The following is a 24,315-nucleotide window of genomic DNA, read 5'->3' as shown; positions in this document are numbered from 1 at the left end:
ATCACCTCTCCGCTCTCGTTCGCCGGATCACGCGCGTGCACCGCCCGTCGCGGCCGTTCCGAGCCCCACCGGACCGTGCCGCCCCCGGAACCACCGTGCCGTGGGGGCCGGTGCTCCCGGCAGGGCCCATGTGCCCAGAGTGTCAGCCGGTCCGGTACTTCGCCGCCGGGGGGCCCGATATCCCGGGCAGGTCGGTGCTCAGCCACTTGTGGTACGAGGCCATCCACGGCCCCTTGCGGTACTCCGCGAGCACATGGTTGACACGGCGCACCAGATCGTCGTTGCCGAGCTTGGCGGCGACACCGTAGTACTCGGTGGTGAAGGGCTTGCCCTTCAGTTCGACGGCCGGGTCCTGCGCCGCCTGGCCGGCGGCCAGCGCGTTGTCCGTCACCACCGCGTCCACCTCGCCCATCTGCAGCCTCACCAGGCAGTCCAGTTGGTTGGGCACCGTGTACAGGTCCGCGTCCCGTTCGGTGCCGTCGCCCTCGTCCTTGAACGTCGCCCCGAACGGGTTCTTCTCCAGCGCCTCGTACGCCGTCGACCCCTCCGCCGAGCAGACCCGCTTCCCGGACAGCGACCTGTCGTACCCGGTGATCGGCGAGTCCTTCGGCGCGAGGACCTGCTGACCGGCCTGGAAGTACGCCGTGGAGAAGGCGACCTGCTCGATCCGGGCACAGTTGATCGTCATCGTGCGGACGACCAGGTCGACCTTGCCGCCCTCCAGGGCGGCGATCCGCTGGTTGGTGGGGACGGCACGGAAGATGACGGCGTCCTCGCTGCCGAGGATGTTCGCGGCGATGGCCCGCGCGAGATCGATGTCGAATCCCTCCAGGGTGCCCTTCGCCGGGTTCCGGTAGCCCCACCGGTAGCTGTTCTGGTCGACGCCGACGATCAGCTTGCCGCGCGCCTTGATGGCGTCGATGGCCGGCCCGTCGGCGACCGACGGGGTCAGCGACGCCTCCGGGTCGGTGCAGGAGCGGATCTCGGCCCGTACGACACCGGTCGGGCCGTGGGCGCCCGGCGACTGCGGGACGGCCGCGCCGCCCCGGGACAGCGGCAGCAGGGTGAGCGCGGCCGTCAGTCCGCACGCGGCGGCCATGGCGGCCACCCCGCCCCAGCCCCGGAGCCGGCCGGCGAAGCGGCCCGCCGGCCGGCCGGGGAACCGGTCGCCGAACCGGTCGTCGCCCTCCATGCCGTCTCCTCCGCTCACTCCCGTACGCTCTTTCCCACTTCCGCCGCCGCTGCCACCGGCCGGTTCCGTCGTCGTCTCGGCCACCGCCACCTCACCGGTACTCCGACAGCCTGCGGTTGACACCCACGACGACGCCCGCGGCGCCCAGCACGGCCAGGGCGGCCGCCCCGACGGGCAGACCGGTGAGCGCGCCGAGCCCGGCGCCGGCCGCCCGCGTGAACTCGCCCTGCTCGTGGTCCAGGGCCTTCTTCAGGGCCGCGTCCACCTGGTCGAAGGAGGCACCGGTGGAGTCCTTGCCGCCGATCACCCGGGCCAGCGCGCCCTCGTAGTCACCGGCGTCGTCCGTCTCGCGGGCGCCCGCGTGCCGCTTCTGCCATTCGCCGACGCGCAGGAGGGCGTCATCGACGGGGGCCCCGCCCGCCGTGTCGTCGGCGAGCCGGCGCGCCTCGGTGAGCGCGGCGCGCAGCCGGTCCATGCCCGCGCCGTACTGGGTCTCGTACTTGTCGTGCCTGCCGTCGTCGGTGAGCACCGCGCCTCGCGCCACGAGGGTCAGGTTCTCGTTCGCACGGGCCTTGAGGGAACTGATCCGGGCCTCGTTCAGCACCTTGAGCGAATTCTGGCCATGCGCGGTGGCCTCCCCGAGCCCGGCACGCGCGAGCGTGTGCCCGGCCGCCAGCCACAGCAGCACCGCCGCGGCCGCCGCTGTCGCGGTGAGCAGGCCGCGGTTGAAGACCCGGTTCGTCCGCAGGTAGTGGCGTCGCTGCGTCCAGGCCAGCAGGGCGAGGACCACGACTCCCGCCGCCAGCGACAGGAAGGGCCACGAGCGGGCGTCCCGGTCGTCGTCGGCGAGCCGGGCGGTCTCCGCCTCGTAGAGCCGCTCGGCGGCCGGCAGGAGCTGGGTCGTCATCTGCTGGTTCGCGTACCGCAGATAGGCGCCGCCCAGCGGCAGCCCCTGGCGGTTGGCGGCACGGGCCCGCTCGATCAGTCCGGTGTAGCGGGGAAGCCGCTCGTTGAGCGTCGCTATCTCGCGGGCCGACTGCGACGAACCGTCCGTGTTCGCCGCCGCCTTGACGAGCAGCCGCGACGCGGTCGCGATGTCGTCGTCGTACCGCTCCCTGACCTGGGCCGGCTCCTGCGCGCCCGCGAGGAATCCGCTCGCGGCCGCCGTGTCGGCGTCGGCCAGCGAGCGGTAGATGTCGGCCGCGTCGGCGCTCAGCGGCTGGCTGCGGCTCACCACGTCGTCGGCGGCCGACGCGCGGGCGGCGACCTCCAGGGCGGTGCACGCGCCGAACGCCACGACGAGCGCGGCCAGTACGGCACCGAGGATGCGCAGGCGGCCCGGTTCGGTCGTCGCGGCGGCGCGCAGCCTGGCCGCGCCCTCGGCCCAGGCGCCCCTGCCCGGGGGCGGCTCCGGCACCGGCGGGACGGCCCCCGGCGCCGGCGGCCCCGGGGGCGGCGGCTGGGGTCCCGCGTGAGCGCCGGGCGCGGGCTGCGCGTTCGGCGGGTATGTCACGTGACCTCCCCCTCGGTCGCTGACGTCGGCCCGCCCCCGGCGGGTCGGGGGACGGCTGCCCGGCCAGCAGTATGGCCGCAGGGGCCGACGATGACACCACGATTGACTGGATCTTGTTCCTATCGTGCCCGACGTCCCCGCCGCGCTCTCACGCGGCACCCCACCCGATCCACCCGATCCGTCTGATCCACACCGCGCGCCCGTCGATCCCCACCCGTGAATACGTTCCGCACGCCCGATCGGTTCCCGTCCACCTGTACCGCGCCCGGCCGTTCCCCGGCCGGTCAGCCGTACCGCGCCCGGCCGTTCCCCGGCCGGTCAGCCGTAGTGCGCCCGGTCGTTCCCGGGCCGGTCAGCCGTAGTGCGCCCGCAGCGTCAGCGCCGCCTCCGCCGGTGCCCCGACATGGTCGAGGCCGAGGAGCGCCGCGCCCAGCACCGGCGGCTCCGTCACCACCCGTACCCGCGCCTTGGGCGCCTTCACCGCGAGCAGTTCGGCGATCCGCGGGTTGAGCCGCGGGTGCCCGGCGGCCAGCACACTCCCGCCCAGCAGCACCGGAACGTCCGCGTCCAGCAGGTTCAGCCTGGCCAGCGCGACCGTCGACATGGCGACGACCTCCTCGGCCAGCCGCTCGACCAGGGCGCGGGCCACCGGGTCACCGGCCGCGCCCGTCGCGAACAGCACCGGTGTCAGCTCATGGCGCCGCGCGTACGGGATACGCCCCAGGTGCAGCGCCTCGATCAGCGCGTACATCGAATCGAGCCCGAAGTGCGCGGGCAGTGTCCTGGCCAGCTCGGTCGGCTCGCCGCGCCCGTCCTCCGCCCGCGCCCCCCACCACAGGGCCTCCTCGGCGAGCCCCGAACCGCCGCCCCAGTCGCCCGAGATGCGGCCGAGCGCGGGGAACCGGGCGGTGCGCCCGTCCGGGAGCATGCCGACGCAGTTGATGCCCGCCCCGCAGACGACGGCGACGCCCCGGGGCTCGTCCACCCCCGCCCGCAGGATCGCGAACGTATCGTTGCGCACCTCGGCGGACGCGCCCCAGCCGCGCGCCCTCAGCGCGCGCGTCAACTCGCGCTCCTCCACCGGCAGGTCGGCGTTGGCGAGGCAGGCGGACACATGCGTCGCGTACGGGGCGCCGGCCGCCGCGACACCCGCCGCCGCACAGGCCGCGTCCACGGCCTCCGCCAGTACGCCGAGCGCCACGTCGACGCCCACGACCGGCGGCTGGAAGCCACCGCCGCGCGCCGCGCCCAGGACCGTACCGTCCGCACCGACGACCGCGACGTCGGTCTTGCTGTTGCCCGCGTCGATGGCGATGACGGCCGCCCGCCGGGGCGCGCCGCCTGCGGACGCGCCCCCGCGCACCCCGTTCACGCCCACGCGAGATGCTCCCGGTTGTGGGCGATCAGCCGGTCCGTGAGCGTCTCGGCGTACGCGTACTGCCCGATCAGCGGATGGGCGAGCAGCGCCCTGAACACCCGGTCACGGCCGCCGCGCAGAGCCGCGTCCAGGGCCAGCTCCTCGTACGCCGTGACCTGCGCGATCAGCCCCGCGTACAGCGGGTCGAGCTCGGGCACGGCGAGCGGTACGGCACCCGACGCGTCCACCTTCGCCTGCACCTCGACGACCGCGTCGTCCGGCAGGAACGGCAGCACACCGTCGTTGCACGTGTTCACCACCTGGACCGCGTCCCGCCCGCCCAGCAGCGACGCCGCGAGGTCCACGGCCGCCTCCGAGTAGAAGGCCCCGCCGCGCTTCGCCAGCAGTTCCGGCTTCTCGTCCAGCGCCGGGTCGCCGTACATCTCCAGCAGCCGCCGCTCCATCGCCGCGACCTCGGCGGCGCGCGACGGCTTGGTCCGCAGCTCCCGTACCACCTCGTCGTGCGCGTAGAAGTACCGCAGGTAGTAGGAGGGGACGACACCGAGCCGGTCGAGGAGCGCGCGGGGCAGCCCCAGGTCGTCAGCGAGGCCGTCCCCGTGCTCGGCGATCAGCTTCGGCAGCAGGTCCTGCCCGTCGGGACCGCCCAGCCGCACGCCCCGCTCCCAGGTCAGATGGTTGAGTCCGACGTGGTCGAGGTGGAGGTCGCCCGGCGCCACACCCAGCAGCTTCGCGAACCGCCGCTGGAACCCGATGGCCACGTTGCACAGCCCGACGGCCTTGTGCCCGGCGTGCAGCAGGGCCCGCGTCACGATGCCGACCGGGTTGGTGAAGTCGATGATCCAGGCGTCCGGGTTGGTACGCCGTACCCGCTCGGCGATGTCCAGCACCACCGGCACCGTCCGCAGGGCCTTCGCGAGCCCGCCCGCACCCGTGGTCTCCTGCCCGATACAGCCGCACTCCAGCGGCCAGGTCTCGTCCTGCTGCCGCGCCGCCTGCCCGCCGACACGCAGCTGGAGCAGCACCGCGTCGGCGTCGGCGACGCCCGCGTCCAGGTCGGCGGTCGTCGTGACGGCCCCCGGGTGGCCCTGCCTGGCGAAGATGCGCCGGGCCAGCCCGCCCACCAGCTCCAGCCGGTCCGCCGCCGGGTCGACGAGGACCAGTTCATCGATCGGCAGGAGGTCGCGCAGCCGCGCGAAACCGTCGATCAGTTCGGGGGTGTAGGTGGAGCCGCCCCCCACCACGGCCAGTTTCAAGCTCATGTCGATCAGCCCTAGCCCTTCACTCCGGTCAGTGTGACGCCCTCGACGAATGCCTTCTGCGCGAAGAAGAACACGAGGATCACCGGGGCCATGACCAGCACCGTCGCGGCCATGGTCAGATTCCAGTCGGTGTGGTGCGCGCCCTTGAACGACTCCAGTCCGTAGCTCAGCGTCCAGGCCGCCGGATTCTCGGAGGCGTAGATCTGCGGCCCGAAGTAGTCGTTCCACGCGTAGAAGAACTGGAACAGCGCGATCGCCGCGATGCCCGGCTTCGCCATCGGCAGCACCACCCGGAGCAGCGTCCTCAGCTCCCCGCAGCCGTCGACCCTCGCCGCGTCGAGGTACTCGTCCGGGATGGTCAGCAGGAACTGGCGCAGCAGGAAGATGGAGAACGCGTCCCCGAACGCCATCGGCACGATCAGCGGCCACAGCGAGCCCGACAGGTCCATCTGCTTCGCCCAGAACAGGTACATCGGGATGATGACGACCTGCGGCGGCAGCATCATCATCGAGATGACCAGCATCAGCGCCAGCCGCCTCCCCCGGAAGCGGAACTTGGCGAGCGCGTACGCGACGGGGACCGACGACACGACGGTGAGCACCGTCCCCAGCCCGGCGTACAGCAGCGTGTTCCGCCACCAGCCGGCGAACCCGGGCGTGCGGAACACCTCCACGTAGTTGCTCCACTCCCACGTCCGGGGCACCAGGTCCCGGGTGAGCGCCTGCTGGTCGCTCATCAGCGACGTCAGCAGGACGAACACGAACGGCAGCACGAAGAACAGCGCGGCCGCCACGCCCAGTGAGTGGACGGCGATCCAGTGCAGCACCGCCCGCCGCCGGGCGGTCCGCGCGGCGACGGTCACCGTCCGCGCGGGGGCGACCGGCGGCCGTTCGAGTGTCTGTGTCATGGCGATCAGTCACCCACCTGTACGAGGCCGCTCCGCCGCCGCATCAGCAGCGCCGTGAAGGCCATGGCGAGGGCGAACAGCACCAGGGCGACGACACAGGCCGACCCGTAGTCGAAGCGCTGGAAGCCCAGGTTGTACACGAGCTGCGGCAGGGTGATCGTCGACTTCTCCGGGTAGCCGGGCTCGAACTGCTGGCCGCTGTTGCCGATGATCCCGGAGGCGACCTTCCCCGCCACCAGGGGCTGCGTGTAGTACTGCATGGTCTGGATGACCCCGGTGACCACCGCGAACATCACGATCGGCGAGATGTTCGGCAGGGTGACGAAGCGGAACCGCTGCCATGCCGACGCCCCGTCCAGCTCCGCCGCCTCGTACTGCTCCTTCGGCACGTCGAGGAGCGCGGCCATGAAGATCACCATCAGGTCGCCGACGCCCCACACCGCGAGCATGGTCAGCGCCGGCTTGGACCAGGCCGGGTCGTTGAACCATCCCGGAGCGGGCAGCCCCGCCCCCTCCAGGATGGCGTTCACGGGTCCCGTACCGGGGTTGAGGAGGAACACGAAGGCGAGGGTCGCGGCGACCGGCGGGGCTAGGTACGGCAGGTAGAACAGCGTCCGGAAGACCCCGGCCCCCGTCCTGATCCTGGTGATGAGGAGCCCCACGCCGAGCCCGAACGCGACCCGGCAGGCGACCATGACGACCACCAGCCACAGCGTGTTGCCCATCGCCGGCCAGAACGCCGGGTAGTCGGTGAAGACGTAGGTCCAGTTCTCCAGTCCGTTGAAGACAGGCTCCCTGAAGCCGTCGTAGTGGGTGAAGGAGAACCAGACGGAGGAGAGCAGGGGGTAGGCGAAGAAGACCGCGAACCCGATGAGCCAGGGCGACAGGAAGGCCAGGGTGCGCAGCGCGCCGCGTACCCGCCGGGACCGTGCCGTGTACGCCCCGACCCGCGCCACGGGATGCGTCGTACCGGTACTCATCGCCGGTCTACTTGGCCTTCTCGATGTCGGTGTCGATCTGCGCCGCCGTCCGCGCGAGGCCGGCCTTCAGGTCCTTCTCCTTGCCCGACTCGTAGAGGTAGCCGAACTCCTGGAGGGTCACCTGGTAGGCGCCGCCGTTGACGGAGGCCGGGGTCGTGTTGGACTTCGGGTGCCCGGCGATGTTGAGGAACGTCCTGAAGCGCGGGTCCAGCCTCAGCTTCGGCGAGGTGAGCGCCGCGTGCGTGGAGGGCACGTTGCGCAGCTCGTTGGCGAAGTTCACGACCGCGTCCGTGTCGGTCGTCATGTACTTCACCAGCTCCCACGCGGCGTTCTGCTTGGAGCTGGTGGAGGCGATGCCGACGATCGTGCCGGAGAGGTAGCCCTTGCCGTAGTCGGCCGCCTGGTCGTCGGCGACGGGCAGCGGAGCGACCCCGACCTCGAAGGGCACCTTGGCGTCGGCGGTCATGCCGAGCCGCCACTCGCCGTCGAGCTGCATGGCGACCTGGCCGGTGTGGAACGGGTGCTTGGCGCCCCACTCGTCACCGAAGGTGTTGCGGTACTTCTCCAGCTTCGCGAACCCGCCGAGCTTCTCGACCAGGTTCTTCTGCCAGGTGAACATGGCGGCGAACGCCGGGTCCCTGGCGATGTTCGACTTGCCGTCCCCGTCGAAGTACGTGGGCCCCCACTGGGCGACCAGGTGCCCCGGCGTGGACTCGTAGCCGTGGAAGTTCGGCATGAACCCGAGCCGCTCGTAGGAGTCGCCCTTCTCCCTGGTCAGCTTTTTCGCGACCTCGTCGAACTCGCTCCACGTCCTCGGCGGGGCGGTGACGCCCGCCTCCTCGAAGGCGTCCTTGTTGTAGTAGAGGCCGTACGCGTCGCCGAGCAGCGGCAGCGCGCAGCGCGTCCCGTCGAACTCGGTGTAGTCGAGCCGGGGCTTCGGGAACGTCTCGACCAGGTCGATCCCCGACTTCTCGATGAACGGCTTCAGGTCCGCGAAGGCGCCCGACGAGCAGAACTTGCCCACGTTGTCGGTGGTGAACGAGGAGACGACGTCGGGCGCGTTGGACCCGCCGGCGCGCAGTGCCTGCTGGATCTTGTCGTCGGTGATGTTGGGGACGGCCTTCACCTTGATGTTCGGGTGCGCGTCCTCGAACCGCCTGATGTTGTCGTTGACCGCCTTGACCTCGTTGGGCGCCGACCAGCCGTGCCAGAAGGTGAGCGTCACCTCGGCGTTCGGATCGTCGTTCGCGCCGTTGCCGGCGGAGCCGGTGCAGCCGGAGGCGGCCAGGACTATGGACACGGTCGCGGCGAGCGCGGCGACGGCGGCACGCGGACGTACGGGCATGGCGGTGACTCCCTTGATTCGGATCGGGCTTGATACGGATCGGGTACGGGGATCAGCTCGGGCTCGTGGATCTGCTCGGGCCCATGGATCTGCTCGGGCCCATGGGTCTGCTCGGGCTCGTGGATCTGCCCGGGTCCATGGGTCTGCCCGGGTCCACGGGTCTGCCCGGGTTCATCGGGCGGAGGTGTCGAAGACGTCGTCACGGGTGGCGGCCAGGGCGACCTCCAGGGCCCCCCGCAGCACCGGGTCGTGCTGGACGCCGCCGATCACGAGCCGTGGCCGGGAAGCGGCCAGCTCGCCCAGCTCGGCGCGGACCCGCTCGCACAGGGGCTGCCCCCCGGCGACGATCACCCCGCCGGACAGCACGACCAGCTCCGGGTCCAGGACGGCCACCAGTGAGGCGAGGCCGGTGGCGAGGCCCGTCGCGAACAGGTCGAGCAGCCGCCCGTACGCCCCCGAGTCGTCGGCGGCCGCGCGCCGCACCAACTCGGTGGCGACGCCGACGTAGTCGCCCTGCGGCAGTTCGTCGACGCCCGCGTCGGCGGCCAGCCGGGGCAGCACCTGGGCGCCGGCCAGCTCCTGGAAGCCGCCGCTGCCCGCCTTGGCCACCTGCCGCACCAGCGGGGCGCCCGGCACCGGCAGGAAGCCGACCTCGCCGGCGCCGCCGGTGAACCCCCTGTGCAGCCGCCCGCCCAGCACCAGGGCGGCGCCGAGGCCCTCCTCGTTCCACAGCAGCACGAAGTCGTCGTGCCCCCGGGCGGCGCCGAGCCGCTGCTCGGCCACGGCCACGAGGTTGACGTCGTTCTCGTACTCGACGGGCATGGGCAGCACGGCCGCCAACTCGTCCAGCAGGGTCGGCGCGTGCCACCCGGGCAGATGGGACGCGTACCGCAGCCGCCCGGTCGACGGGTCGAACGCGCCGGGCGTCCCGACGACCAGCCGGTGCACGTCCGCCCTGCTGAGCCCGGCGGCCTTGACGGCGCCGTCCAGCGCGTCGGTCACCTGCCGTACGACGCTCCCGGCGCGCCGCCCGGGCGTGGGCAGCTCGAACTCCCCGACCACCTCACCGGTCACGTCGGCGACGGCGGCGAGGATGCGCCGCGGGTTCACGTCGAGCCCGGCGGCGTACGCGGCGCGCGCGTTCACCGCGTACAGCTGGGCGTTCGGCCCCGGCCGCCCCTCGGTCGTCCCGGTCGCCACGACGAGCCCGGCGGCCTCCAGCCGCGCCAGGAGCTGCGACGCGGTGGGCTTCGAAAGACCGGTCAGTTTCCCGATCCGGGTACGGGAGAGGGGCCCGTGCTCCAGCAGCAGATCGAGCGCGGCCCGGTCGTTCATGGCCCGCAGGACCCGAGGCGTCCCAGGCACCCCGGCCCCACCGGGTCCGTACGGACCGCCGGCACCCCCGGGGCTCTGGGAACCCCCGGTACCGCCGGGGCCGCTGGGGTTGTTTCCGGTCACGGCGGGGTGCACCTGCCTTCGTCCGACCGCTGCGCGGGCACTGTTAGGAAAGTTTCCTATTCGGTTGCGCAGAACGTAAGGCGCACGTCAGCGCCCCGTCAATACCCCGCCGCACGCCACGCCGTGGCGGCAACCAAAGTGTTATGCGGTCCGCTCGCGCGGCTCATCGTCGTATGTGTGCCGATTCGATGGGGTTGATGGCGCCTTGTGGGAGGGTCAGGTTCTTGTTAGCTGCATGAACTGCCGCGATAACTCGTTGACCCCCCACGGTGTCGCTCCGTAATGTCGACCATCGATCTTCAATAGATCGCTAGTTCGAAAGTGGGGTCTGGGGAGGCCCCTGGGGGTGGGGTGAGTCATGCCCGAAGGCAGACGAAGAACGACAAGACCGACGACCTACCGGGGGCGGGGGTTCGTCCTGGCGCTGAGCGTGGCGCTGCTGGCAGGGGGCGTGTCCGCGTTCCCGGCGGGCGCCGCGCCGGTGACCGGACCGGCGGTGGAGGAACGCGGGGGCCGCACGGCGGCCGCCGCGTCGCGCCAGGCAGCGGAGTCGGGTGAGCCCGTCGAGGTGGTCGCGGAGCGCTCGGAGTACACCGAGACGCTGGCCAACCCGGACGGCACGTACACGCTGAACCAGTTCACGACACCGCAACGCGCCCGCGCCGAGGACGGTTCGTGGCGCGACATCGACGTGACCCTGGAGCGCCGTGCGGACGGCACGATCGGCCCCAAGGCCGCCGTGGTCGACCTGGCGTTCTCCGGCGGCGGCAGCGGCGAGGACCTGATCCGCCTCGGCTCACCCAAGGGCGCCGTCGAACTGGGCTGGGCGGGCACGCTTCCCGCACCGCGCCTGGAGGGCCCGACCGCCACGTACCCCGACGTGTACGAGGGGGTGGACCTGCAGCTGACCGCGACGCCCGAAGGCTTCCGCGAGGTGCTCGTCGTCAAGTCCGCCGAAGCGGCAGCCAATCCGGCACTGGACAAGGTCAGCCTGTCGGCCAAGGGCGATCGCCTGGACATCGTGGCCGGCCCCGGCGGCGGCATGCGGGCACTTGACGACGACGGCAACGCCGTCTTCACCGGCCCGGCGGGCGTGATGTGGGACTCGTCCGGTGACGCGGGCCCCCAGACCCAGTTGCTGCGGAGCGTGTCCACCGCGGGTGAGAAACCTGGCCTCGGCGACCGCGACCGCGCCCAGCCGGGCGAGGGCGACACCACGGCCATGCTGCCCGTGGAGGTCGGCCCCGGCACGGTGAGCGTCAGGCCGGACAAGGCGCTGCTGCGCGGCAAGGACACGGTCTACCCGGTGTACATCGACCCGCCGCTCTCCGTCGGCCACTCCGAGCGCACGGTGCTCTCGTCGGACGGCGACCGCTTCTGGGCCTTCAACGGCGACTACAGCGTGGGCCGCTGCGGCATGTCCGGCGCGTACTACTGCACCACGGGCACGCCGTACACCAACCGCATGTACTTCGAGTTCGCGCCCACGAACCTGGTCGGCAAGTACGTCATCGACGCCACGTTCCGCGCGTACGAGACCTGGTCGTTCGACTGCAACCCGCACTGGATCGACCTCAAGCGCACCAACAACATCTCCGAGAGCACACGTTGGCCGGGCCCCACGGTGCTCGACCACCTCGGAGACCGGAATGTCGCCGCCGGGCGAGGCGACAACTGCTCGCCCTCGCAGCCCGACTCTTGGATCGAGTTCAACGACAACCCCGACGAGACGGACGAGAACCTGACTCCGACCGTCCGCTCGTTCGCGGCGGGCAAGTTCTCCCGGCTGACGCTGATGCTCGCGGCGAAGGACGAGACCGACCCCACCGCGTGGAAGCGCTTCAAGGACAACGCCGTACTGCAGGTCGTCTACGTGCCGTACGCGGGCGTACCGACGGGCGTGGGCGTCATCCCGGGGGAGGGCGTCCAGCCGCAGTGCGCCACGGCCGCGAGCCCGACCGTCGTGACCAGGCTGGACCCCTACCTGCAAGCTTATGTACAGACACAGGTCCAGCCCAAGGGGACCGAGTTCACCGGGTCGCTGCGCAGCTACAAGGCCGTGGAGAAGTCCGACGGTGCCGGCGGGTGGAACGCCGTCTGGACCTCCATCCATCCCGCGTCGGGCTTCGTCCCCGACGGCTCATCGGCGGGTGTTCGCATGCCCGCGGGCCAGGACGGGGCGACATACCGCTACAAGACGTTGACGCAGTCGTACTACACACACGACGGAACGACACGGTACGTGTCCTCCCCGTTCGCGGCGTACTGCTACTTCACGCTGGACACCACCGCACCGAAGGCCCCGACCATCACCTTCGCCACCGGCACCCCCTACACCGAGTGCACGGCGACCTCGTGCGTGGCGGGCGGCAGCCCGGGGACGCCGGGAAGGTTCACCCTCGCGCCGAACGCTGCCGATACCGACATCACCAGCTACCGCTGGACGCTCCAGGGCCAGCCGCCGGTGGAGACGGCGAAGGGGACGAATCTCACGATCGAGGCTGTCCCCTCCCTTGCCGGGACTCAGATCCTCACCGTGCAGGCCAAGGACGTCCGCAACCGCTACGGCACGCCCGCGGAGGTGTCCTTCAAGGTCAAGCCGGCTTCAGGCGCCGTCGGCCGCTGGCACTTCGATGACGGCACGCCCGGTTCGACCGTCGCCATCGCCGCCGACAGCGCGGAGGAGGGCGGCAGCCACCCGGCGACACTGCACCCGCGGGCCGGTGGCACGGCCGCCGACTGGTCGCCGATGGGACGCCTCGGAGGGGGTGACCACTCCCTGGCGCTGAGCGACGCCGTCAGCGACCCGGTCCTCAACGCCGGGTACGCCGTGACGGAGAAACCCCCGGTGAACACGCGGGACTCGTTCACCGTCTCCGCCTGGGCCTACCTGAACGACACCTCACAGATTCGCATGGTGGCCTCGGCCCCGGGAACCTACGCCTCGGCGTTCAACCTCTTTTATTCGAGTGCGACGAAGAAGTGGGCGTTCAACCGCGTCACCGCGGACGTGCAGGGCTACGTCTACGCGGACTCCCTCGCCGACACGCCCAACCCGCCGACCAAGGTCTGGACGCATCTCGCGGGAGTCTTCGACACGAAGGCCGATGGCGACAAGACCAACGACACCATCCAGTTGTTCGTCAACGGCCGCCCCCAGGGCAAGCCGGTCGTACTGAACGCCGTCAACCCGGCCTACACGCCGCTGGCGTCGGCCGAGGGCATGCTCATCGGCCGTTCCAAGCCGAAGAACTACACCTACTCCGGCCGCATCGATGAAGTCGCCGTGTGGCAGCGGGCGCTCACCGGTGAAGAGATCCGTGCCGAAGGCGCTCTCACGAAGAACAGCCTGCCCGCCACGGAGTTGGTCGGGCACTGGAACATGGCAGGGGCCGCCAGCGGCAGGGTGCCCGAGCTGACTCCGTACCCGGCACAGAACATGACCATCTCGGCCACCGGCGCTGCCGCCGACTCGGAGGCCGGTGAACTGGTCCTGGACGGCGTCTCGGGCTCGCTGTCGACACCAGGACCGGTGGTGGACGAGACCGGTTCGTTCACGGTGACCGCCTCGGTGCGCCTGGACAGCGCCAAGCTCGCGACGAAACCGGTCGGCTACCGGGGTCAGGTCTTCGGACAGCACAGCCCGCTCGGGCAGGAGTCGTCGTGGGCGCTGTGGGTGGAGAAGCTGGCCGAGGACGTATACGTCTGGAAGTTCGGCCGTACAGCGACCGGTCCGGCAGGGAACGTGGTGGAAACGGCATCCGTCCCCTCGCAGGACTTCGCGGATCTGGATACGCCGGTCCAGATCACCGGGGTGTTCGACGCGGCCGAGCCCACCAGTGAGGGATTCGGCGCCACACACCTGTACGTCGGTGCGCTGGATCAACTCAGACGAGACCCGTACTCGTTCACCACACCGATTCAGGGCAGCGGCCCCCTCTCCGCAGGCGCCGGTGCGGCTCTCGGGAGAACCGGCCACCACCTTCCGGGCGGGCTGGGAGAGATCCGCGTCTGGACCGGCGCGATGACGGCCGACCAGGTCGGTTCACAGGTGCTGCCAGACACCGGCACCGCATAGAAGGCGCCCTTTGCCGGGCGGCAGCCGTGGTGGCTGCCGCCCGGACCCCTCGTCGTTCACGGGCTCAGCCCCTGCCGCCCGCGCGGCCTCATTGGAGACTCATATGAACCGGCCAAGAACCTGGAGACGCAGACGCGCCATCGCCGCGACCGTCGGCTTCGCCCTGGTGCCAGGACTACTGACCTCGACCGTCACCTACGCGGACGACGTCAAGCCGCTCGGCAGGCCCGCACTGCCCGCCCCGAGGGCGGACAAGGTCACCCCGTTCACCGAGGCGGCCAACCGACAGGCCGCCGCGACCGCGAAGAAGGCCGAGGAGGCCACGCGCGAAGACGCCGCCCGCGCCAGAACGCAGCAGAACGCCGGCACCGTCACCTGGCCCGAGGCGGGGACCGCTACCCTGACGCTTCCGGCCAAGGGCAAGGCGAAGGCCGCGCCGGGGACGCTGCCCGTCACGTTGGCTCCTCCCGAGACGGACAAGAGCGGAAGATCGGCGAAGTCCGCGACACCGGCCTCTTCTGTGACGGTCGACGTCCTCGACCAGAAGAAGGCCGATGCCCTCGGGGTCAAAGGCGTCGTCCTGACCGTCACGGGACCGCGCGGCGGCGGCCAGGCCGCCATGTCCATCGACTACGGCACGTTCGCCACCGCGTACGGCGGTGACTGGGCCGGCCGCCTCCAGGTGCTGCGGCTGCCGGACTGCGCGCTCAGGGATCCGGCGAGCGCCAAGTGCCGTACGCGCACGCCCGTCGAGTTCACGAACGACCGCGAGCAGGAGACCCTCAACGCTCGACTGACGTTCCAGGCCGCTGCCGCGCCCCGCGAGGTGGCGTCCATGGCCGCCGCGGCTCCGGCGGGCGGCCAGATGATGGTCCTCGCCGTAGCCGCCGGTACCAAGTCGGGGTCCGGCGATTACCAGGCCACGCCGCTCGCCTCGTCCTCCACCTGGGAAGCGGGCGGATCCTCCGGCAACTTCACCTGGTCGTACCCTCTGCGCGTACCGCCCCCTGCGGCGGGGCCGAAGCCCGAGCTGAGCATCTCGTACGACTCGTCGAGCGTGGACGGACGCACGGCCTCCACGAACAACCAGGGCACGGTCATCGGTGAGGGCTTCGACATCACCTCGTCGTACATCGAGCGCAAGTACGGCTCCTGCGACGACGACGGTCACGAAGGCAAGCACGACCTTTGCTGGAAGTACGAGAACGCGTCACTCGTGCTGAACGGCAAGGCCACCGAGCTGGTAAAGGACGACACCACCGGCAGATGGCGGCTGAAGAACGACGACGCCTCCACCGTCATCCACTCCACCGGCGCGGACAACGGCGACAACGACGGCGAGTACTGGACCGTCATCACCGGAGACGGCACCAAATACGTCTTCGGCCTCAACAAGCTGGCCGGCGCCGGCACCGGGGACCGCACCCGGTCGGTGTGGACCGTTCCCGTCTTCGGTGACGACTCCGGCGAGCCCGGCTACACCGACGGCACCACCTTCGCCGGACGCGGCAAGACCCAGGCATGGCGGTGGAACCTCGACTACGTCGAGGACACCCACGACAACGCCATGAGCTACTGGTACACCGCCGAGGCCAACCACTACGACAAGCTGGGCGACGACAACACCGGGACCGCCTACGTCCGGGGCGGCTACCTCGACGAGATCCGCTACGGTCAGCGGGCCGGGGCACTGTTCAGCGGCGCCCCGCCCGCGTCCGGCAAGGTCGTCTTCCACTACGCCGAGCGCTGCCTCGCGGCCGGCACCGGCTGCCAGTCCCTCAACCAGGACACCCGGGACAACTGGCCGGACGTCCCCCTGGACGCCATCTGCAACGAGGGTGCCAAGTGCACCGGCAATACCGGGCCGACCTTCTTCACCCGCAAGCGCATGACCGCGATCCACACGTACGCGTGGAACGCGGCCGCCGCCACGCCGGGCTTCAGCGCCGTCGACTCCTGGGCACTGACCCAGGCGTACCTGGAGCCGGGTGACACCGGTGACGCCACTGACCAGTCCCTGTGGCTGTCGCGGATCCAGCACACGGGCAAGCACGGCTCGCCGCTCACGCTCGATCCGGTCTCGTTCACCCACCAGTGGCTGGCCAACCGAGTCGACGGGGCCACGGACGACATCCTGCCGCTGCACAAGCCGCGTCTCTACACCATCACGTCGGAGACAGGCGCCCAGACCATCGTCAACTACCACGCCGCCGACTGCACGGCCGCGCAGACCAAGCCGAGACCCGACCAGAACACCAAGAGCTGCTACCCGGTCTACTGGTCCCCGAACGGGGCTCCGGAGCCCCAGCTCGACTGGTTCCACAAGTACCCCGTGCGGTCCGTCATGACGACCGCTCCCCGGAGCGGCTCGGAGGCCGTCGAGCACGCCTACCTCTACTCCGGTGGGGGCGCCTGGCACTACAACGAGGACCCTCTGGTCAAGGAGAAGGAACGCACCTGGTCCGTCTGGCGTGGCTTCCAGAAGGTCACCCACCTGACCGGCAGCGGTGCCGGCGGCCGCACACAGTCCAAGACCGTCTCCGTCTATCTGCGCGGCATGAACGGTGACCGTGTCCTGGGCGCCGACGGCAAGCTCGACCCGGTCAACCGCAAGTCCGTCACCGTCACCGGCATCAAGGCCCCGGCTGTCACGGACTCCGAGCAGTACGCCGGCTTCATCCGGGAGTCGGTCACCTACAACGGCGCCTCCGGCCCGGAGACCAGCGGCCAGATCTTCGACCCCTGGTCCAAGCGCACGGCCACACAGCACAAGTCGTACGCCGACACCGAGGCGTACTTCGTACGGACCCGGGGAACCCAGACCCGGACCAACATCACCACGAACATCCCGCCCCGTGACCGGGTGCACTCGACGGTGACCGCCTACGACGACTACGGCATGGCCGAGACCGTCGACGACAAGGGCGACATCGCCGTCGCCGGCGACGAGAAGTGCACGCGGAACTGGTACGCCCGTAACGACCAGGCAGGCATCAACAACCTGGTCTCCAGGACCCGTGTCACCACCAGACCGTGTACCACCACCGACGAGACGCTGGACCTGCCCGCCACCGCGGAACGGGAGGGCGACGTCATCTCCGACACGGCGACCGCCTACGACTCGACCACATGGACGGCCGCCCAGACACCCACCGTCGGTGAACCGCAGTGGACCGGCCGCGCCAAGGGGTACGGCACCGACAACCAGCCCGTCTGGCAGAAGGTCGCCACGACCACGTACGACACCCTCGGTCGTCCCCTGACCGTCAGGGACACCCGCGGCACGCTGACGGCGAGCACCCAGTACACCCCCACGGCGGCCGGACCGGTGACCGCGACGAGCGTCACGAACGCCAAGACGCACAAGACGACCACGCGGCTGGACTTCGCCACGGGTGTTCCCCTCAAGGTCACCGACCCCAACGGCAGGATCACGGAGAGCCAGTACGACAGCCTGGGCCGCATCACCAAGGTGTGGCTGCCGGATGAGCTCAGGGCCCTCGGACACCTGCCGAACTACGTCTACACGTACAGCGTCACCTCCTCCCACCTGCCCTGGGTCTCCACCGGCACGCTCAACGCGGAGGCGAACGGCTACAACACCACCTACGAGATCTACGACCCGCTGCTGCGCCCGCGTCAGACGCAGACCCCGTCGCCCAGGGGAGGGCGGCTGATCGCGCTGACCGTGTACGACGACCGAGGCCTCGCCGTATCGGCGCAGGCCGACATCTGGGACCCCGCCAACGCCCCGTCGTCCCAGCTCCAGGAGACCGATGGTGGCGAGCCCCCGATGCAGACGGACACCACGTACGACGGTGCCGGCCGTGCCACCAAGACAGAGACCAAGGTCCGCAACGTTCCGCGCTGGACCACGGAGACCCGGTACACGGGCGACACGGTGACGTCCACCGCACCGCCGGGCGGCCAGGCGACCGCCGTGGTCACCGACGCCCTCGGCCGGACGACGGAACGCCGCGAGTACGGCGGACCGCAGCCGACCGGAGACGACTACACGACGACCAGGTACACCTACGCTCCGACGGGCCGACAGAGCACGGTCGAAGGCCCCGACAGGACGAAGTGGACCTACACCCACGACCTCTTCGGCCGGCAGACGAACGTCACGGATCCCGACAAGGGAACCTCCACGACCAAGTACGACGACCTGGACCAGGCGGAGACCACCACCGACTCGCGGGGCAGGATCCTTACGGCCGAGTACGACATCCTCGGCCGTAAGACGGGCCTGTGGGACGGCGGCACGAAGACGGACGCCAAGAAGCTCGCCGCGTGGACCTTCGACGTCCTCGCCAAGGGCCAGCAGGACACCGCCGTCCGCTACGAGAACGGCGTGGGCCAGACCGACAGCAAGAGCTACACGCAGAAGGTCGCGGCGTACGACCGGCTCTATCGGCCGACGACCACGCAGCTCACCCTCCCCGCCGACGACCCGCTGGTCACCGGCGGCGTGCCGCAGACGCTCAGCGCGACCGTCGCCTACAACGCCGATGGAACCGTCAGGCAGCAGGCCGCGCCCGCCGTCGCCGGACTCCCGGCCGAGACGCTCTCCTACAAGTACGGCTCCCAGAGCCAACTGCTGTCCTTCACGGGTAGCACCGGCTACCTCCAGGACGCGCTCTACTCACCGCTGGGAGACCTGCGGCAGATGAGCCTGGGCACCGACCCCACGGCGTCCAAGAAGGCGTACCTCACGTACGACTACGAGGACGGCACGCGCCGCCTGGCCCGCTCCTACGTCACCGACGACGTCCACGGCTACATGCCGCAGGAGCTGAAGTTCACGCAGGACGACGCGGGCAATGTGACGTCGATCTTCGACGGCGGGTACCAGGCCGGTACGGGAAAGCCCGACTACCAGTGCTTCGCCTATGACGGCCACCGTCGCGTGAAGGAAGCCTGGACGCCGAGCACCGCGGACTGCGCGGCGACGGGCCGCACCACGTCCAACATCGGCGGCGCCGCTCCGTACTGGACGAGCTACACGTACAACGGCGCCGGTCAGCGGGCCACGGAGACCGAGCACACGGCCTCGGGCGACAAGACCACGACGTACACGCACGGTACGCCGATCGGCCAGCCGCACCCGCTGGCCAAGACGGAGGGCGCGAAGACCGGGACGTACACCTACGACAAGGCGGGCAACACGACGGGCCGCCCCGGCACACAGGGGCAGCAGACGCTGACCTGGGACGCCGAGGGCAAGCTGGTCTCCACGACGGAACCGGCGTCGGGTACGAAGCCGGCTCTCAGCACCGGCTACCTCTACGACGCTTCGGGCGAGCTCCTGATCCGCCGCGCGGTCGGTGACGGTGACACGGTGCTCTACCTCGGCAGCACGGAGATCCGCCTCACGACGAAGGGCACCACGAAGACCCTCAACGGGACCCGCTACTACAGCGCGGCGGGCAAGACGATCGCGGTCCGCACCGCGACGGCGGGCGTCACCGGCACGAAGCTGAGCTTCCTGGCGGGCGACCACCACGGAACGAGCAGCCTGGCCCTGGACGCCACGACGATGGCGGTCACCAAGCGCTACACGACCCCGTTCGGCGCCCCACGCGGTACGGCGGCCACGACCTGGCCGGACGACAAGGCGTTCCTCGGCAAGCCTTCCGACACGTCCACGGGCCTCACCCACATCGGCGCCCGCGAGTTCGACCCGTCGATCGGCCTCTTCCTGAGCGTCGACCCGCTGATGGAGCTCGACAAGCACCAGACGCTCAACGGCTACACCTACGGCGCCCAGAACCCGGCGACGTTCTCGGACCCGTCGGGCATGGGCCTGGCGTGTGGAGCATCCGGCGACGGCTGCCCCCGCAACCGGAACGGCGGCAGCAGCGGCCAACCGGACAGAATCCGCGGCGCCGACCACGTGGATCCGAACGCGTCGCCAGGCACCGGCGGTACGAACGGTACGTCTGGCAGCGGTCCGGCTTGCTCCGTGAAGGAAGGAAACTGTCTCCAAGACAGCATGTCCGGCCCCTCTGACCCGGGTCCTCTTGGCGCGTTCCTGTTGGGTTTGGCCAGGAACATTCCGTATACGGCTGAGCTGTTTGGTTGGACTGTCGACAGCGACTGCCGCGCAGGCGGCGGAGCAGGTGCACCAGGTTGCGACTACGGCACGCAATACGACCTGTGGGCAGCCCGGAACGGCTACGATGTTACAGGTGACTGGTACCTAGTGCCCGGCTTGATGGGCGCTGTAATTGCACACAGAAGCCCAATGCCCGGGCCTAGAAGAATCCCGATGGGGTTTCCCAATGCTGCATCGTTCTCATCTTTTGGTGGGAAGCTTAAAAGTGGACTGAAGGATGCCGGTTATGGTGGTACCACAGCCGTATTTCATGGAAGTTCCGTAACGGGGAAGAGTCACAAGGAGGGGATTCCCTTCGGGAGGCATAGTGACTATGATATTGCCCTGGCGGGTGAGGGGGTGTTGGCCCGTGCCAAACAGGTAGGCATTCCATTGCGTTCGCGGGGGTCGCGGACTGGTCCGCTGACAAAATCCGATCTACGCAAGATGGGCCTCGACGGGTTGGCGAAAACACTGTCAAATGAGGCTGATAGGCGCGTTAACTTTATGGTGTACGGATCTATCGAAGGCGCCACCGGTCGAGCGCCTAGCATCGTCGTCCGGTAGTGGCGTCAAGTGGTATGCGTCATGTTCCCATCTTTGGTTCGATGGGCACTAGGGCGGCGGGAAGCCCTGAAGGGCCTCCCGCCGCCTCCTTTGCTTCAGGGTGAGTAGTCGGAGATGATTGAGAGTGTCAAAGTTTATCCTATTCGGGGTTGCGGAATTCAGAGTGAAGGTTGTCGCGGGTCGACTAAGTCGAGAGCTTGGAATAGCGTTCCAGGTGCGCGAGAGTGCGTATCGGGGCGGGGAGTACTTCTTGTTCGACCTTCCCTCTGGTGGCGAGGTGAGCGTAGAACGCAATTATGAAGATGAGGAAGGTTTTCTGATGGAGGCTGATTTTCCAGACTTCTCCACTCTTGTCTATTTGAGCGATGTCGAGGATTCGACAGTAGTTGCCGTGTCGCGCCTCAGTGGTTTTGTCGAGTTGCGCCGTGAGGAGCTGTAAGCTGTTGAGTCCAGATTGACTTCGAAGTCGGCGCCTGCGTCCAGTTCAGCGAGAGCTGCATGTGCGGAGACGCTGCCTCGCAGACCAGTATGGAGCGCAGGGTGTCGCGGTTCATGCGATCAGTCTGTCGGACCCGCATCTGGGCGTGAGGCGGGTGCCGATCACGTCAGAGACAGCACTTGTCGGTGGGTAATCAGACAACAGGCCAGTGCGAGGAAGGCTTCGTGGATGTCGGCTCGTCGTTCCCAGCGGACGCGGAGTCGTTTGAAGCCGTGGAGCCAGGCGAAGGTCCGCTCGACGACCCACCGGTAGGTTCCGAGCCCACTGCCGTGAGGTGTTCCGCGGCGGGCGATGGCAGGGATGATCTGGCGGGCCCGGACCTGGTCGCGGTAGATGTCGTGGTCGTAGCCTCGGTCGGCGAAGACGGACTGGGGCTTGCGGCGGGGCCGTCCGGGCCTGCCCCGGACTGGTGAGATGGTGTCGAGCAAGGGTATGAGTTGGGTGACGTCGTTGCGGTTGCCGCCGGTGAGGATGACCGCGAGCGGGGTGCCCGTGGCCGTCGGTGATCAGGTAATGCTTGGAGTCAGCCCGTCCCCGATCGACCAGCGACGGGCCTGACTTGAGCCCCTTTTTAGCGCTCGGACGTGGCTGGAGTCGACGACTGTCCTCAACCAGTCGAGTCTGGCGGCGGCGTTCAGCTCGGCGAGCAGCGCCTCGTGCAGCTGTTGCCAGACTCCGGCCTCGTTCCAGTCTCGCAGCCGGCGCCAACACGTCATGCCGGAACCGAAGCCGAGCTCCTGGGGCAGGTGTTCCCACTGGATGCCGGTATGCAGGACGAACAGGATCCCGCACAGCACCTGTCGGCCCGGGACCGGCTTGCGACCCGGGTACCTGAACCGTCTCTCCCGCTTCGGCAGCAGCGGTTCGATCCGCTCCCACAGGTCAGACGTCGGGGCCTCAGCGCCCGTTGTGGTTATTCGGTGGCTTTGGGATGTCCGGTGCCCGCGTAGGTGATCCACGCGGTGCGGGTGGTGTCGTCGATCAGGTACCAGATGCGACCGCCGCCGGTGACTTCGAACTGCCAGCGTTCCACCGTGTCGCCTTTCCATGTGGCGCTTCCCAGCCTGCCCTTCAGCCGGTGGTGGCGGTCCGGCTCGTCCGTTGCGCGGGGGCTGGAACGGACCTTGTCGAAGGCGCGGCGGAGGTTTCCGGCGGCGTGCCGGGCCAGGTGCTCCCAGCCCGTCGCGGCCTCGGTGTTGGCGAAGCGGAGATCGTACTCGTCGCCGATCGGCGGTGGCGCGGCCCGGTCGCCGCGCTTGGGGGTCACTCGTCCGCCTCCGGCGCCGGGACGGGGCCGAGGTCGCCGTCGGGTTCGCGGGTGAGGACGGCGTGGAGTGCGGGGTCGGCGTAGACCTCCGCGCTGTGCTGCCACTGGGAGAGGAGCAGGGCGATGGGGGCGAGGTTCTCCAGCGCGGCGGCTCCCCGGGCCGTCTCCGCCAACTCGGCCAGCATGGTCTCGACGTCTTCGTCCGGCAGGAAGACCGACCAGGGCAGCGCGTCGGGCAGGAGTCGGCGCAGCGCGGCGATGTTCTCCGTCCGCACCAGGCCGGCCAGCAGGCGGGCGGTGAAGTCCACCACGGTGGCGTCCCGCTCCAGTTGGTCGGCGCTGATCAGGGCCAAGTCCCCGGCGCCGCGGCGCCGCAGCCGCAGCCCGCGGACCACCTCCAGGCGCCGGGCGGTCGCGGCGGGGTGGTGTAGCAGTTCGCTGAAGGGCACATCTTCGTAGGCCATCGGCATAACTTCCACAGTAGCGTGGAAGTAGCCCCGCGTCAGTGCTTCGCCAGGCTCGGGCCGCCCGCCTGGGGCGGTATCGGGTTGGTGGCCAGGGACTGGGGGGACGTCGGGGACGCGTAGGCGGACGGGGCGGCGATGGACGCCGACGGGTCCTTCGCCGGGGTCTCGTCCGTGGCGGCCGGGGGGCCGCCGACGATGCGGATGCCCGCCTGGTCGAAGGAGCGCTTGATCCGCCAGCGCAGTTCGCGTTCCACGCCCAGCGCCTTGCCCGGCATCGTCTTGGCGGAGACGCGCAGCGTCATCGAGTCGAGGAGTACCTCGTTGAGGCCGAGGATCTCGATGGGGCCCCAGAGGCGCTCGTTCCAGGGCTCGTCGGCGGCCATCTCGTCCGACACGTCCTCGATGAGCTTGCGGATCAGGTCCAGGTCCTCCGTCGGGCGGACCGTGACGTCGACGCCCGCCGTGGCCCAGCCCTGGCTGAGGTTGCCGATCCGCTTGATCTCGCCGTTGCGGACGTACCAGATCTCGCCGTCGACGCCGCGCAGCTTCGTCACGCGCAGCCCCACCTCGATGACCTCGCCCGACGCGACGCCCGCGTCGACCGAGTCGCCCACCCCGTACTGGTCCTCCAGGATCATGAACACCCCGGACAGGAAGTCCGTGACCAGGTTGCGGGCGCCGAAGCCGATCGCGACGCCCGCCACACCCGCCGAGGCGAGCAGCGGAGCCAGGTCGATGTTGAACGCGCCGAGGACCATGAGCCCTGCGGTGCCGAGGATCAGGAACGACGCCACCGAGCGGAGCACGGAGCCGATGGCCTCGGAGCGCTGGCGGCGCCGTTCCGCGTTCACCAGCAGCCCGCCGAGCGCCGTGCCCTCCACGGACTGGGCGCTGCGGTTCATCCGGTCTATGAGCTTGGTCAGCGCCCGGCGGATGAGCATCCGGAGGGTGAACGCGACCACCACGATCAGCAGGATCCGCAGGCTCGTGTTGAGCCAGGTGGACCAGTTCTGCTCGACCCACCCCGCGGCCTCTCCGGCCTGCTTGGCGGCTTCGTCGAGGGACACCGGTGAGGGGGTCGAGTCGGTGGCGGTAGACGGTACGTCCGACCTGAGCACGGCGGGGAACCTCCAGGCATCACGAGCGGGTCACATTAATTTAACGGAGGGGAGTAGGTGGTTCGTCGCCGTGTTCGAGGGAGATCCGCGTCTCACCGGGGGATGACCAGGGTGTGGTCGAAAACACTTCGAGCCCGTTACTGGTACGTGGTGGCGCTTCGACCTGGCATGAGGAGAGACTGAGAGCAG

Annotated in this window: 14 protein-coding genes and 1 pseudogene; 3 read left to right on the top strand and 12 right to left on the bottom strand. The window is 69.8% G+C overall.

The genetic code is table 11. From position 1 onward, the window contains the following. Positions 1-142 precede the first annotated feature (142 nt). From ACGF5U_RS04175 to ACGF5U_RS04140, 8 genes are all read right to left on the bottom strand, one after another. Positions 143-1,192: a glutamate ABC transporter substrate-binding protein gene (locus tag ACGF5U_RS04175; RefSeq protein WP_392712782.1), complete on the bottom strand. Its 1,050-nt coding sequence runs from the start codon at positions 1,190-1,192 to the stop codon at positions 143-145. Positions 1,193-1,283: 91 nt separating this feature from the next. Next, a complete protein-coding gene (locus tag ACGF5U_RS04170) occupies positions 1,284-2,705 on the bottom strand; it encodes a hypothetical protein (RefSeq protein ID WP_392712781.1) in 1,422 nt (473 codons plus the stop codon). Positions 2,706-3,057: 352 nt separating this feature from the next. Then, the gene (locus tag ACGF5U_RS04165; RefSeq protein ID WP_392712779.1) at positions 3,058-4,083 is read right to left on the bottom strand and encodes an N-acetylglucosamine kinase; all 1,026 of its coding nucleotides are present in this window, start codon (positions 4,081-4,083) and stop codon (positions 3,058-3,060) included. Continuing rightward, positions 4,074-5,336 (bottom strand): 6-phospho-beta-glucosidase, encoded by a 1,263-nt coding sequence (locus tag ACGF5U_RS04160; RefSeq protein ID WP_392713199.1) that lies wholly within the window; start codon positions 5,334-5,336, stop codon positions 4,074-4,076. Before ACGF5U_RS04160 ends, ACGF5U_RS04165 begins: the two co-directional genes overlap by 10 nt. Positions 5,337-5,353: 17 nt before the next feature. Further along, positions 5,354-6,250, bottom strand: coding sequence for a carbohydrate ABC transporter permease (locus ACGF5U_RS04155; RefSeq protein WP_392712778.1), 897 nt, complete (start codon positions 6,248-6,250; stop codon positions 5,354-5,356). A 5-nt stretch (positions 6,251-6,255) separates the two neighbouring features. Then, on the bottom strand, positions 6,256-7,230 hold the full coding sequence (locus ACGF5U_RS04150) for a carbohydrate ABC transporter permease (protein ID WP_392712777.1): 975 nt from the start codon (positions 7,228-7,230) through the stop codon (positions 6,256-6,258). A 7-nt stretch (positions 7,231-7,237) separates the two neighbouring features. After that, a complete protein-coding gene (locus ACGF5U_RS04145; protein ID WP_392712776.1) occupies positions 7,238-8,575 on the bottom strand; it encodes an ABC transporter substrate-binding protein in 1,338 nt (445 codons plus the stop codon). Positions 8,576-8,746: 171 nt separating this feature from the next. Further along, entirely contained in the window at positions 8,747-9,910 is a 1,164-nt protein-coding gene (locus ACGF5U_RS04140) for an ROK family protein (protein WP_392712774.1), read from the bottom strand. A gap of 481 nt (positions 9,911-10,391) precedes the next feature. On the opposite strand from ACGF5U_RS04140, the gene ACGF5U_RS04135 reads away from it, so the two are divergent. The 3 genes from ACGF5U_RS04135 to ACGF5U_RS04125 all read left to right on the top strand — a co-directional run bounded on the left by ACGF5U_RS04135 (position 10,392) and on the right by ACGF5U_RS04125 (position 21,214). Then, entirely contained in the window at positions 10,392-14,111 is a 3,720-nt protein-coding gene (locus ACGF5U_RS04135; protein WP_392712772.1) for a LamG domain-containing protein, read from the top strand. A 103-nt stretch (positions 14,112-14,214) separates the two neighbouring features. Further along, positions 14,215-20,775: an RHS repeat-associated core domain-containing protein gene (locus ACGF5U_RS04130; protein ID WP_392712770.1), complete on the top strand. Its 6,561-nt coding sequence runs from the start codon at positions 14,215-14,217 to the stop codon at positions 20,773-20,775. Between the two features lie 163 nt (positions 20,776-20,938). Next, positions 20,939-21,214: a hypothetical protein gene (locus ACGF5U_RS04125; RefSeq protein WP_392818317.1), complete on the top strand. Its 276-nt coding sequence runs from the start codon at positions 20,939-20,941 to the stop codon at positions 21,212-21,214. A gap of 161 nt (positions 21,215-21,375) precedes the next feature. Here the strand turns inward: ACGF5U_RS04125 and ACGF5U_RS04120 are convergent. From ACGF5U_RS04120 to ACGF5U_RS04105, 4 genes and pseudogenes are all read right to left on the bottom strand, one after another. Next, a pseudogene (locus tag ACGF5U_RS04120) lies at positions 21,376-22,191 on the bottom strand (IS5 family transposase). Beyond that, on the bottom strand, positions 22,188-22,541 hold the full coding sequence (locus ACGF5U_RS04115) for a hypothetical protein (protein ID WP_392712768.1): 354 nt from the start codon (positions 22,539-22,541) through the stop codon (positions 22,188-22,190). The pseudogene ACGF5U_RS04120 and the gene ACGF5U_RS04115 overlap by 4 nt, the downstream one beginning before the upstream one ends. Further along, positions 22,538-23,005 (bottom strand): hypothetical protein, encoded by a 468-nt coding sequence (locus ACGF5U_RS04110; protein ID WP_392712767.1) that lies wholly within the window; start codon positions 23,003-23,005, stop codon positions 22,538-22,540. The genes ACGF5U_RS04115 and ACGF5U_RS04110 overlap by 4 nt, the downstream gene beginning before the upstream one ends. A 38-nt stretch (positions 23,006-23,043) precedes the next feature. Next, on the bottom strand, positions 23,044-24,126 hold the full coding sequence (locus ACGF5U_RS04105) for a mechanosensitive ion channel family protein (RefSeq protein WP_392712765.1): 1,083 nt from the start codon (positions 24,124-24,126) through the stop codon (positions 23,044-23,046). Between the last annotated feature and the right edge of the window lie 189 nt (positions 24,127-24,315).

Origin of the sequence: Streptomyces sp. NPDC047886 (assembly GCF_043204435.1) — a bacterium.
In the GTDB taxonomy this organism is placed as follows: domain Bacteria; phylum Actinomycetota; class Actinomycetes; order Streptomycetales; family Streptomycetaceae; genus Streptomyces.
Note: the sequence above shows the minus strand (reverse complement) of the source record. Positions and strands in the feature narration are given on the sequence as shown.